13 protein-coding genes are annotated in these 12503 nt (G+C 63.7%); 3 read left to right on the plus strand and 10 right to left on the minus strand.

The features are described from left to right. The first annotated feature begins 230 nt into the window (after positions 1-230). The gene (locus ACZ9H4_RS20540; protein WP_408149121.1) at positions 231-1208 is read left to right on the plus strand and encodes a DMT family transporter; all 978 of its coding nucleotides are present in this window, start codon (positions 231-233) and stop codon (positions 1206-1208) included. A gap of 70 nt (positions 1209-1278) precedes the next feature. On the opposite strand, the gene ACZ9H4_RS20545 is transcribed toward ACZ9H4_RS20540, so the two are convergent. After that, positions 1279-1611 (minus strand): RnfH family protein, encoded by a 333-nt coding sequence (locus ACZ9H4_RS20545; protein ID WP_408328705.1) that lies wholly within the window; start codon positions 1609-1611, stop codon positions 1279-1281. Next, on the minus strand, positions 1608-2045 hold the full coding sequence (locus ACZ9H4_RS20550) for a type II toxin-antitoxin system RatA family toxin (protein ID WP_408328707.1): 438 nt from the start codon (positions 2043-2045) through the stop codon (positions 1608-1610). The genes ACZ9H4_RS20545 and ACZ9H4_RS20550 overlap by 4 nt, the downstream gene beginning before the upstream one ends. A 112-nt stretch (positions 2046-2157) precedes the next feature. On the opposite strand from ACZ9H4_RS20550, the gene smpB reads away from it, so the two are divergent. After that, entirely contained in the window at positions 2158-2604 is a 447-nt protein-coding gene (smpB, locus tag ACZ9H4_RS20555; RefSeq protein ID WP_012433428.1) for an SsrA-binding protein SmpB, read from the plus strand. A 118-nt stretch (positions 2605-2722) separates the two neighbouring features. Here the strand turns inward: smpB and ACZ9H4_RS20560 are convergent, their stop codons facing one another. From ACZ9H4_RS20560 to ppsA, 3 genes are all read right to left on the minus strand, one after another. Next, the gene (locus ACZ9H4_RS20560) at positions 2723-3661 is read right to left on the minus strand and encodes an SPFH domain-containing protein (RefSeq protein WP_408149123.1); all 939 of its coding nucleotides are present in this window, start codon (positions 3659-3661) and stop codon (positions 2723-2725) included. 100 nt (positions 3662-3761) lie between these two features. Continuing rightward, entirely contained in the window at positions 3762-4217 is a 456-nt protein-coding gene (locus ACZ9H4_RS20565; RefSeq protein WP_476120580.1) for an NfeD family protein, read from the minus strand. Between the two features lie 168 nt (positions 4218-4385). After that, complete coding sequence (ppsA, locus tag ACZ9H4_RS20570; protein WP_408149127.1) at positions 4386-6791, minus strand: phosphoenolpyruvate synthase; 2406 nt, start codon at positions 6789-6791, stop codon at positions 4386-4388. Between the two features lie 529 nt (positions 6792-7320). Here ppsA and ppsR point away from each other — a divergent pair. Beyond that, positions 7321-8136, plus strand: coding sequence for a posphoenolpyruvate synthetase regulatory kinase/phosphorylase PpsR (ppsR, locus tag ACZ9H4_RS20575; RefSeq protein ID WP_408149129.1), 816 nt, complete (start codon positions 7321-7323; stop codon positions 8134-8136). 145 nt (positions 8137-8281) lie between these two features. Here the strand turns inward: ppsR and ACZ9H4_RS20580 are convergent, their stop codons facing one another. The 5 genes from ACZ9H4_RS20580 to fabZ form a co-directional block, all read right to left on the minus strand. Next, on the minus strand, positions 8282-9067 hold the full coding sequence (locus ACZ9H4_RS20580; protein WP_408149131.1) for a TrmH family RNA methyltransferase: 786 nt from the start codon (positions 9065-9067) through the stop codon (positions 8282-8284). A gap of 72 nt (positions 9068-9139) precedes the next feature. Further along, positions 9140-9898, minus strand: coding sequence for a ribonuclease HII (gene rnhB, locus ACZ9H4_RS20585; RefSeq protein WP_408157119.1), 759 nt, complete (start codon positions 9896-9898; stop codon positions 9140-9142). Continuing rightward, positions 9895-11064 carry a lipid-A-disaccharide synthase gene (gene lpxB, locus ACZ9H4_RS20590; protein ID WP_408157117.1) on the minus strand — a complete coding sequence of 390 codons (1170 nt, stop codon included), beginning with the start codon at positions 11062-11064 and terminating at the stop codon, positions 9895-9897. Before lpxB ends, rnhB begins: the two co-directional genes overlap by 4 nt. Positions 11065-11067: 3 nt before the next feature. Next, positions 11068-11856 (minus strand): acyl-ACP--UDP-N-acetylglucosamine O-acyltransferase, encoded by a 789-nt coding sequence (gene lpxA / locus ACZ9H4_RS20595; RefSeq protein ID WP_168665304.1) that lies wholly within the window; start codon positions 11854-11856, stop codon positions 11068-11070. Between the two features lie 109 nt (positions 11857-11965). Next, positions 11966-12430 carry a 3-hydroxyacyl-ACP dehydratase FabZ gene (gene fabZ, locus ACZ9H4_RS20600; RefSeq protein ID WP_012433437.1) on the minus strand — a complete coding sequence of 155 codons (465 nt, stop codon included), beginning with the start codon at positions 12428-12430 and terminating at the stop codon, positions 11966-11968. Positions 12431-12503 lie beyond the last annotated feature (73 nt).

Consider the following 12503-nt stretch of genomic DNA (forward strand, 5'->3'; position numbering starts at 1 on the left):
GTTCGGGGGCAACGGGACGCGGGTGGCCCGACCAGGGACCTTTTCGCCGGGCGCAGGGCGGTGGCGGCGTGCGTCGCGCGCCCCGCCGAAGCCCTGCAACGCCGCGGGAAACGACGGCTCGGCACACCGAAACCGCCGAAAAACCGCCCCAATGCAGAATCGAACAAGACGCGCGGCCCGGCGAACGGCTATCCTGCGGACCATTCCAGTTTTCTTGCAAGGGGCGGTCGATGCAACGCGGTGTGGCATATGGGGTAATGGCCGGGGCCTTATGGGGCATGGTTTTTCTGGTGCCGCGCGTGCTGCCCGACTTTTCGCCGCTGCTGCTGAGCGCCGGGCGCTACACGATGTACGGCATCGTCTCGCTGGCCGCCGCGCTGCCGATGGCGCGCTCGCTCGTCAAACGGCTGACCCGCGAGGACCTCGGCGCGCTGGTGAAACTGGCGCTGGCCGGCAATCTGATCTATTACCTGCTGCTGACGGCGGCCGTGCATCTGATCGGCATCGCGCCGGCGTCGCTGATCGTCGGCGTGCTGCCGGTCACGGTCACACTGCTCGGGCGGCGCGATCACGGCGCGGTGCCGCTCGCCCGCCTCGCGTGGCCGCTGGCGGTGGTGATGGCGGGCATCGTCTGCATCAACATCGACGTGTTCACGGTGGCCGACAGCACGCCTGTGAGCATCGCCACGAAGCTGCTCGGGCTCGCCTGCGCGGTCGGCGCGCTGGGCTGCTGGACGTGGTTCGCGGTCGAAAATGCCCGCTATCTGCAGCGCCAGACGCATTTCAGCGGCAATGAATGGTCCGTGCTATGGGGCGTGGTGACGGGTGCACTCGGCGCGGGGCTGTGGCTCGTGATCGCGGTGCTGCCGTCGGGCGGCCCGCAGGGCGAACTGGCCGACGCGCGCTGGCACACGTTCTGGATGCTGAACCTCGGCCTCGCAATCGGCGCGTCGTGGCTCGGCAACGGGCTGTGGAATGCCGCGTCGAAGCGGCTGCCGTTGACGCTGTCCGGCCAGATGATCGTGTTCGAGACGCTCTTCGCGCTGCTCTACGCGTTCATTTACGACCAGCGCCTGCCGCGTCCGCTGGAGCTGGCGGCGATCCTGCTGCTGGTGGCGGGAGTGTGCTGGTCGGTGCGCCAGCATGCGGACGATGATTCGTCGGGGCTCGCGCCCATCAAGGAAAAGGCGCAGGTTTCCGCGCCTTGAGGACAGTACGACGATTCGCAACGTTTTTGCGCGAGCTCGCCGCCTGCTTCATCGCACGGCCGCGCGCCGCCTAACGCGAATCCCGATTCTGCCAACGGCGCCCTTCGATCGATCCCGCCTTGCGGGTCTTCTCGACGCGGCGTTGACGCGACAGCTTCGGATCGACCAGCAGCGGACGATAGATCTCGACGCGATCATGGTCGGCGAGCACCGTGTCGAGCGGCTTGAGCTTGCCGAACACCCCCACCTTCTGCGTATTCAGATCGATGCCCGGAAAGCGCTGCAGGATGCCGCTCGCGTCGAGCGCCTGTCGCAGGGTGGCGCCTTCGGGCAAGTCCACGGCGATCAGCGCCTGCCCGTCGGGCGACGCGTAGCAGACTTCAATCGACAGGCGCGCGCTCATGCCTTACCGTAGCGCTGATCGGCGCGCTTCACGAATGACTCGACGAACGTGTTCGCGATGTGATTGAACACCGGCCCAATGATCTTCTCGAGAATGATGTTGGTGAATTCGTAGTGCAGCGCGAATTCGATCTTGCAGGCATCCGCGCGCAGCGGCGTGAAACGCCAGAAACCGGTGAACTTGCGAAACGGGCCGTCCGCGAACTCCATATCGATGCGCGTGGGCCGCTCCATGCTGTTGCGCGTGGCGAAGTGCTGCTTGATGCCCTTGAAGTTGATGTCGATCTTCGCCTCCATGCTGGTTTCGTCCCGGCGGCGGATTTCGACACCCCCGCACCAAGGCAGGAAGTTGGGGTAGTCGGCGACATCGGTGACGAGGTCGAACATCTGTTCCGCCGAATGGCGGATCAACACGGTTTTCTGGACATCTGCCATAAATTGAACAGCGCGTGGCAAGGGTGGACAAGCGGGTTGAAAAGCGCCGCGGGCTTTCCTTGCCCCGCTTTGCTAAAATCGTGATTTTAAACGAGTTGGGCACTTTCCATTCATGAGCATCATCGACAACAGAAAAGCCTTCTACGACTACTCGGTCGAAGAACGCTATGAGGCAGGGCTCGTGCTCGAAGGATGGGAGGTCAAGGCGCTGCGCGCCGGGCGCGGCCAGATCAAGGAAGGTTACGTCGTTATCAAGAATAACGAACTGTTCCTGATCGGCACGCACATCAGCCCGCTGCCCGAAGCCTCGACCCATATCAACCCCGACCCGGTCCGCACGCGCAAGCTGCTGCTGCATAGCGAAGAGATCAGCAAACTGATCGGCAAGGTCGAGCAGCGCGGCTACACGCTCGTGCCGCTGAACTTCCACTACAAGGGCGGCCGCGTCAAATGTGAGATCGGTCTCGCCAAGGGCAAGAAGCAGCACGACAAGCGCGAAACCGAGAAGAAGCGCGATTGGGAACGCGAGAAGGCGCGGTTGATGCGCTCGCCGACCTGATCGACGATACGTTTCAGGTCGCGCCACACCGCAAGCGCTCGGCGCTCAATGAAAAATGGCCCGCACGATCTGCGGGCCATCTGTTTTTCGCGGCGGACAAATCGGCCCACCGCCTGTCTCAGCGCGCCTCGGTCACGCCCTTGTCCTTGCCTTTGCTCACGATCGTCAACGCCGACGCGATCATCGAACTCATATCCGCGAGATTGCCCGGCACGATCAGCGTGGTGCCCTGCTTCGCCAGATTGCCGAACGCGTTTACGTACTGTTCGGCTACCTTCAGATTCACCGCTTCCATGCCGCCGGTCGACTGGATCGCGGCCGCGATCTTCTGGATCGCCTGCGAATTGGCCTCGGCCACCGCCAGAATCGCCGACGCCTGGCCCTGCGCCTGGTTGATCGCCGCCTGCCGCTCGCCCTCCGACTTCTGGATCGCCGCTTCGCGCCCGCCGGACGCGATATTGATCTGCTCCTGCTTGCGCCCTTCCGACGCCGCGATCAGCGCGCGCTTCTCGCGCTCGGCGGTGATCTGTGCCTGCATCGCGTGCAGGATTTCCTTGGGCGGCGTCAGGTCCTTGATCTCGTAGCGCAGCACCTTCACGCCCCAGTTCGACGCCGCCTCATCGAGCGACGATACGATGCTGTGGTTGATGAAATCGCGCTCCTCGAAAGTCTTGTCGAGTTCCAGCTTGCCGATCACCGAGCGCAGCGTGGTCTGCGACAGCTGCGTGATCGCGAACACGAAGTTGCTCGAACCGTACGATGCCTTCATCGGATCGGTGACCTGAAAGTACAGCACGCCGTCCACCTGCAACTGCGTGTTGTCGCGCGTGATGCAGACCTGGCTCGGCACTTCGAGCGGAATTTCCTTGAGAATGTGCTTGTACGCGATGCGGTCGACGAACGGGAAAGCGAAGCTCAGGCCCGGCGTCAGCGTACTGTGATAACGGCCGAGACGCTCCAGCACCCACGCGTGCTGCTGCGGCACGATCTTGATGGTTTGTGCCGCGAGCACGATCACGATAATCAGCAGCACGGCCCCGACGATGGTTGAATCCATATTGGCTCTCCGGTCCCTCTGGTTCGAATAGTTGTACGTGTTTGACGCAAACGCGGCTGAAAGCGCGGCTGCAAGCGCAGAGCGCAAGCCTGCCAGGCACTCAGGCCGTGCTTGCCTTGGTCTTCGACTGCCGGCTCGCCACGACCACGAGACAACTGCCGCGCAATTCCGTGATTTCGTAGACCTGCGCATCTTCTGGCTCGCCCGCGGCCAGCTCGACGTCCCACGCCGCGCCGCGATAATTCGCGCGCGCCCGGCGCTCGTGCCACGCCGGCACGCTCAGCGTCTGACCAATGTCGAGATTGACGTCCGGGTTACGCGACGCGTGCGCGCGCTTGCGACGGCCAAAGCGCGAGCGTCTGAGCAGCACGACCGCCGCCAGCGCGACCACGGCGGCCACCGCGAACTGCACGTCGGCGGCAGCGCCGGCAATGTGCGCGAGTGCCGCCGCCACGAAGCCCACCGCGATCATCAACAGATAGAAGGTGCCGCTCGTCAACTCCAGCACGACCAGCACGCCCGCCCCGATCCACCAGAACAATCCACCTGGCACCACGTCGACCTCCGCAAAGCAAAACACCCCGGATCTACCGGGGTGTTTATAGCACGAAGCGCCTGCGTTTTAACGGGCGATGCGGTGCGCTTCAACTCACGCTTGAGGTACCGCATCTCACGTTATGCATGCCGCCTGGGTTCTTCACCATCAAACGGCATGCCGCGCGCTTTACTTGCTCGCCGACTTCGCCAGTTGCTGCCACGTCTCGATGATCGTGTCCGGGTTCAGCGAGATCGACGCGATGCCTTCGTCCGTGAGCCATTGCGCGAAGTCCGGATGATCCGACGGGCCCTGGCCGCAGATACCGACGTACTTGTTCAGACGCAGGCAGGTTTCGATTGCACGCTTGAGCATGAACTTGACCGCCGGATCGCGTTCATCGAAGTCGACCGCCAGCAGCTCCATGCCGGAGTCGCGGTCGAGGCCGAGCGTGAGCTGCGTCAGGTCGTTCGAACCGATCGAGAAGCCGTCGAAGAATTGCAGGAATTCTTCGGCGAGAATCGCGTTCGACGGTACTTCGCACATCATGATCAGGCGCAGGCCCTTCTCGCCGCGCTTCAGGCCGAACTTCTCCAGCAGCCCGACCACGCGCTCCGCCTGCTTCAGCGTACGCACGAACGGCACCATGATCTCGACGTTGTCGAGGCCCATCTCTTCACGCACCCGCTTCAGCGCGATGCATTCCATCTGGAACGCTTCGGCGAAGTCTTCGGCGATGTAGCGCGATGCGCCACGGAAACCCAGCATCGGGTTTTCTTCGTCCGGCTCGTAACGCGAACCGCCGATCAGCTTCTTGTACTCGTTCGACTTGAAGTCCGACAGACGAACGATGACGGGCTTCGGATAGAACGCCGCGGCGATCGTCGCGATCCCTTCGGTCAGCTTGTCGACGTAGAACGCGCGCGGCGATGCATGACCGCGAGCGACGCTCTCAACCGCCTTCTTCAGGTCCTGATCGATGTTCGGGTATTCGAGAATCGCCTTCGGGTGAACGCCGATGTTGTTGTTGATGATGAACTCGAGCCGCGCGAGACCCACGCCTGCGTTCGGCAATTGCGAGAAGTCGAACGCGAGTTGCGGGTTGCCGACGTTCATCATGATCTTCACCGGAATCGGCGGCAGTTCGCCGCGCTGCACTTCGGTGATTTCGGTTTCGAGCAGGCCGTCGTAGATCTTGCCTTCGTCGCCTTCCGAGCACGACACGGTGACGAGCGCGCCTTCCTTCAGCACGTCGGTCGCGTCGCCGCAGCCGACCACCGCCGGCACGCCCAGCTCACGCGCGATGATCGCCGCGTGGCAGGTCCGGCCGCCACGGTTCGTGACGATCGCCGATGCGCGCTTCATCACCGGCTCCCAGTTCGGGTCGGTCATGTCGGCGACCAGCACGTCGCCCGGCTGCACACGGTCCATTTCCGACGGATCGTGGATCACGCGCACCGGACCCGCGCCGATCTTCTGGCCGATCGCGCGGCCGGTGGCCAGCACGTTCGACTGGCCCTTCAGCTTGAAGCGCTGCTCGGCCTTGCCCGATGCCTGGCTCTTCACCGTTTCCGGACGCGCCTGCAGGATGAAGATCTTGCCGTCGCGGCCGTCCTTGCCCCACTCGATGTCCATCGGACGCTCGTAGTGCTTTTCGATGATGACCGCGTACTTCGCCAGTTCGATCACGTCTTCGTCGGTGATCGAGAAGCGGTTGCGCTGCTCGTGCGGGACGTCGACGGTCTTTACACGGCCCTGCTCGCCGGCCTTCGTGAATTCCATCTTGATCAGCTTCGAGCCGATCGAGCGGCGGATGATCGGGTACTTGCCCTGCGCGAGCGTGGTCTTGAAGACGTAGAACTCGTCCGGATTCACCGCGCCTTGCACGACGGTTTCACCGAGGCCATAGCTCGACGTGATGAAAACAGCGTCCTTGAAGCCCGATTCGGTGTCCAGCGTGAACATCACGCCGGCCGCGCCGACATCCGAGCGCACCATGCGCTGCACGCCCGCCGACAAGGCGACTTCAGCATGCGTGAAGCCCTTGTGGACGCGATAGGAAATAGCGCGGTCGTTGTACAGCGACGCGAACACGTGCTTCATGCGATCGAGCACGTCGTCGATGCCGACCACGTTGAGGTAGCTTTCCTGCTGGCCCGCGAACGATGCGTCCGGCAAGTCTTCGGCCGTAGCCGACGAGCGCACGGCAAACGACAGCTCTTCAGGCGAGCTGTTCTGCAGCGTGTCGAAACCCGCACGGATATCGGCCTCGAGCTGCGGCTGCAGCGGCGCGTCGACGATCCATTGACGGATTTCCTTGCCCGCTTCGGCGAGCGCCTTCACGTCGTCGACGTCGAGCGTTTCGAGACGTTTGGCGATGCGGTCGGTCAGATTGTTGTGATGCAGGAAGTCGCGGAACGCCAGCGCCGTGGTGGCGAAACCGGTCGGCACTCGCACGCCGGCTTCGGCGAGCTGACTGATCATCTCGCCCAACGACGCGTTCTTGCCGCCGACGATTTCCACGTCGGTCATCCGCAACTGCTCGAACGGAACTACATACGCCTTGTCCTTTGCGACGGTAACTGCGTTAGTCATACAAGCCCCTAAGTGTGAAAGAAATTCACGGCTGTGCAAGTGGGCTTGAACACGGAACGCCCATTGGGAGCGTGAGCCGTGTCTTGCACAACCTGTTGGAGAAACAATCGCGGCAAGGGCCGACGGTGGCCGCTACGCCAGAAGCGCGACGAAAGGAGCGAATGGCCGAATTTACCGGTCGATCCACCGCATTGAGCACCAGTTACCGAACAAAAGCGCCGCGTTGAGCGGCCGTTCGCGGTAAGTTAGACGCCAATCGCCTGCAATTGCTTATCCAACAGGTTGCCGCTATTCTACCGTGCCGACTCCTAAAATGTGGCAGTCGGACGAGAATTGCGCCTCGAATCGCGCCCCGGACCGGCCGACGGGCTTTTGCGAGGCTCCTCCGCCATCCGGGTGCGGTTGTGTGGTGCCCACGGCGCGCTGCATCGACGCCGCTGCCCTCGACGGTTAGCCGCCGGGCAGCGTGCTCACCGCAGCGATGTTTGATTCGAGCGCTTTTTGCCGCTCACGTTCCCCAGCTCCACTGATGCCGCCCACCGTATTCATCGTCTCCGACGGTACCGGGATTACTGCCGAAACCTTCGCGCATTCGATCCTGTCCCAGTTCGACCAGAAATTCCGCCTGGTTCGCGTGCCCTTCGTCGACTCGACGGAAAAAGCCTACGCGACGCTCGAAAAGATCAACGAAGCGATCGTGCAGGACGGTCGCCGCCCGATCGTCTTCACCACGCTGGTGGACAGCGCGTCGAATCAGATCGTCAAAGGCTCGAATGCGCTCGTGCTGGACATGTTTCAGACCTTCGTCGAGCCGCTCGAACAGGAGCTGGAGCTGAAGTCGAGTCACGCGATGGGCCGCGGCCACCAGAACGCGGACACCGAGGAGTACAAGAACCGGATCGAGGCGATCAACTTCTCGCTCGCCCACGACGACGGCCAGTCGAACCGCAATCTCGCCGACGCCGACGTGATCCTGGTTGGCGTGTCGCGCAGCGGCAAAACGCCGACGAGCCTCTATCTGGCGATGCAGTACGGCGTCAAGGCGGCCAACTATCCGCTGATTCCGGAAGACTTCGAACGCGGCAAGCTGCCGACGCCACTGCTCGCGCATCGGCAGAAGATGTTTGGTTTGTCGATCGATCCGCAGCGTTTGTCTGAAATTCGTAACGAGCGTCGTCCGGGCAGCAAGTACGCGGCGCCGGAGAATTGCCGCTACGAAATCAACGAAGCCGAAGCGATGATGCGGCGTGAGGGGATCAAGTGGCTGTCGTCGACGCACAAGTCGATCGAGGAGATCGCCACGACGATCCTGCAGGAGATCAAGCTGGACCGGCCGGCTTATTGAGCACCGGTTGAGGTTGCAATGACGCGGGCTGCGTGTGGTGCGCAGCCGCGTCAGCGAGGGCTACACGGCGTAGCGTAGCGGCGTAGCATGTGCAAGCCGCCCTGCGAAACACCCCCCGGCGCGGTGCGCGCCGCGTTCAGTTCTGTCACAGCCGCCCGCGCTGCTGACGACACTGCTCGAACACGCAGACGGCCGCCGCAGCCGCCACGTTCAGCGACTCCATCCCGCCCGGCTGCGGAATCGTCACCCGCAACGAAACCGCATCGCGCCAGATTGGCGACACACCCGCCCCTTCGTTGCCGAACACCCACGCGAGCGGCCCGCTCAGATCGCAATCGTAAATCGCCTCGGCGCCGTGCGAATCGGTGATGACGATCGGCACCGCCAGGCGCTCGATCAACGCCTGCGCGTCGACATCCTCGTGAATCTGCAACAGGAAGTGCGCGCCCATGCCCGAGCGCAGCACCTTCGACGACCACGCGTACGCCGTCCCTGGCGCACAGAACACCTGCTGAATCCCGGCTGCGGCCGCGCTGCGCAGAATCGAGCCGACGTTGCCCGCGTCCTGCACGCCGTCGAGCACGAGGCAGGTTTGCGCGACGGTCTCGGGCAGCGGCGTATCGAGCTTCTCGACCAGCAGCAGAATCCCGACACCGTGCACGACATTCGACAACTGCCCGAACAGCGCGTCCGGCAAGGTCACGACGCGATGATCTTCGATGCGCGACACGATCGCCTGCGCCTCGTCGTGACGCAGCGCGCCATCGGTGACGACGCACATTTCCGGCTGCCCGGCGACGTCGAGATACGCGCTCGCGAGATGGAATCCTTCGAGCAACGCGTGGCCGCTGCGGCGCTGTTGATGCGTCGAGCCGGCCAATGCCTTCAGGCGTTTGTAGAGCGGATTGTCCCGCGAGGTGATGGCTTTCACAGGCAGCGAAGACGGTGAGAATGGGAGAAGAACGAGCGGCGCGCGAGCAAGCGCGCGTCGCTCAGAGGGTATTCAGATGCCGCTGCGTTCGCCGAAGGCGTCGTCGTCGAGCATCGCGTCGCTCAGCGCGCCCGGCACGATGACGACTTGCGCTGCCGGCAACGGCACGCCCGTGCCGAATCGCAGATGCGCTTCGCGCACCGGCGCGAACGAGCGCCGATGGTGCTCGCACGGCCCATGCTCGCGCAGCGCCGCGAGGTGCTGCGGCGTGCCATAACCGGCATGCGCATTGAAACCGTATACCGGATGGCGCTGATGCAGTTCGAGCAGCATCCGGTCGCGCGTGACTTTGGCAAGAATCGACGCCGCCGAAATGCTCTTCACGAGCGCATCGCCGCCAATCACCGCTTCGCTGCGAATGCTCAGCGTCGGACAACGATTGCCGTCGACCTTGACGAGCGTGGGCACGACCGGGAGGCCTTCCACGGCGCGCTTCATCGCCAGCATCGTGGCGTGCAGGATGTTCAGCGAGTCGATTTCTTCGACCGTCGCCGACGCGATGCAGTACGCGAGCGCGCGCTCGACGATCTTGTCGTACAGCTCGTCGCGTTTCTTCGCGCTGAGCGCTTTCGAATCGTCGAGCCCGCGAATCATCGGCCTGGCCGGATCGAAAATCACCGCAGCCGCGACGACGGGGCCAGCCAGCGGACCGCGCCCTGCTTCGTCGACGCCGCAGACGATGTCGTCGGCCGTCTCGAAGTTCAGGCCGACCTGCGCTGCCGCTCCTGCGACGGACGCAGCCTTACGGCGGGGTGCGCGTGTGATGGTCACAGCCGCCCCGTGCGCTTTTCGATGACGCTCGCCACGACTTCCGCCGCACGCTGCGCGGTGTTCTGCTTCAGCACGTGATGCATCTCCGTGAAGATTTCCGTCAGCGTGCGCCGGTTGGCTTCGTCGCGCAACTGTTTCAGTGTGGCTTCGGCGAGCGCCTGCGGCGTCGCGAAGTGCTGCAGGATTTCCGGCACTACGAAGCGTCCGGCCAGAATGTTCGGCAGGCCAACGTACGGCAGATAGCCTTGGCGGCGCATGATCTGGCCGGTCAGCCAGGGCACCTTGTACGAAATGACCATCGGCTTCTTCAGCAGCGCGGCTTCGAGCGTCACCGTGCCGCTCTTCACGAGGATCGCGTCGGCGGCGGTCATGGCGAGTTGCGACTGACCGTCGGTAATCGTCAGCGCGAGGCCCGGATGCGCATCGACCAGCGGTCGCAGCATGTCTCGCAAGGTCGGCGTGGCCGCCGGCATCACGAAACGCAGACCGGGCTCCTGGTGCTGCATCATTTCCATCGCGGCGAAAAAAGTCGGGCCGATCAGATCGATTTCCGAGCGCCGGCTGCCTGGCAGCACCGCGATGATCGGGCCGCTTTCCGCGAGGCCCAGCGCACGGCGCGCGCCGAGCGTGTCGGGTTCGAGCGGAATGTCGTCGGCAAGCGGATGGCCCACGTACGAGGCCGCGACACCCGCCTTTTCCAGCAGTGCCGTCTCGAACGGGAACACGCACAGCATATGATCGACCGCTTTGGCGATCTTCTTGATGCGCCCGCCGCGCCACGCCCAGATCGACGGGCAGACGAAGTGAACGGTCGGAATGCCCGCGTCGCGCAGCGCGTGCTCGAGGCCGAAATTGAAATCGGGCGCATCCACGCCGACGAACACCGACGGCGGCTCGGCCAGCAACTGGCGCTTCAACTCGTTGCGAATGCCGAGAATCTCGGGGATGTGCCGCAGCGCCTCGACATAGCCGCGCACCGTGAGCTTTTCCATCGGCCAATGGGCGTCGAAACCCGTGGCGATCATGCGCGGACCGCCGATCCCGTAGTACTGGGTGCCGGCGGGCAGACGGCTCGCGAGACCGTCGAGCAGCGACGCCGCCAACAGGTCGCCGGACGGCTCGCCGGCCACCATCGCGACGCGTAGCGGACTGGGTTGTAATGCCATCGGTTAGCGGATGATGCCGCGTTGCGAGGCTTCGACAAACGCGAGCAGCGTCTGCACCGGTGCGTCGCCGTCACCGCCGGCGGATGCGAGTTCGCGCAATTGCACCTTCGCCTCTTCCAGCGACAGACCGTTCTTGTACAGCACACGATATGCCGTACGCAGCGCCGAAATCGCATCCGGCGAGAAGCCGCGGCGGCGCAGGCCTTCGACGTTGATGCCGTGCGGCTCGGCCTTGTTGCCGGCGGCGATCACGAACGGCGGGATGTCCTGCACCAGCGCCGATGCGCCGCCCAGCATCGAATGCGCGCCGATGCGCACGAACTGATGCACGCCCGACATGCCGCCGATGATCGCGTGGTCGCCGATCGTCACGTGGCCGGCCATCTGCGCGTTGCTCGACAGAATGACGTTGCTGCCGACGTGGCAATCGTGCCCGATGTGCACGTAGGCCATGATCCAGTTGTCGTCGCCGAGCGTGGTGACGCCGGCGTCCTGCGTCGTGCCGGTGTGGATCGTCGTGAACTCGCGGATCGTGTTGCGGTTGCCGATCACGAGCCGGGTCGGCTCGTCCTTGTACTTCATGTCCTGCGGACGGCCGCCGACCGATGCGTAGTGGCCGATCCGGTTGTCTTCGCCGATCGTCGTGTAGCCTTCGATCACGCTATGCGAACCGACCGTGCTCCGTGCGCCGATCGTCACATGTGCGCCGATCACGGCGTACGGACCGACTTCGACGGATTCGTCGAGTTGTGCGCCCGGTTCGACGATCGCAGTGGGATGAATCCTGCTCATGCGTCCTCGCTTCTGATTCTGTTGCGTTGTGTGGATGGGCTTCTGGCGGGACCGGCCGCGCCGGTGTCAGAACACCCGCCGCCCGCACCCTCGCTGCCTTGACGCTCGCTTAAGCGTCTTTGTCCGTGTGCCGCACCGCGCACATCAGGTCGGCTTCCGCCGCCACGACGCCATCCACTTCGGCACGCGCCTTGAACTTCCAGATGCCGCGCATATGACGCTCGAACGTGCAGTTCAGGATCAGCTGATCGCCCGGCTCCACCACGCGCTTGAAGCGCGCATTGTCGATACCCACGAACAGATACAGCGTGTTCGACGGATCGCTCGGCTCTTCCGAAAACGTCAGCAACGCTGCGGTTTGCGCGAGCGCTTCAAGAATCAGCACGCCGGGCATCACCGGGCGGGTCGGGAAGTGCCCCTGGAAATACGGCTCGTTGATCGACACGTTCTTCAACGCTTTGATGCACTTGTGCGGCTCGAGTTCGAGCACCCGGTCGACCAGCAGGATCGGGTAACGATGGGGCAGCAGCGTGAGAATCTTATGAATGTCGAGATTGATTTTTTCGGTGCTCATGGTGTTTCTGCTCACGCATTGACTGCGCGATGATGACTGCGGATGCTGGTGCAGGTGGGTTGAAAACGCGTGC

It is taken from the genome of Paraburkholderia sp. TE9906 (assembly GCF_056279605.1).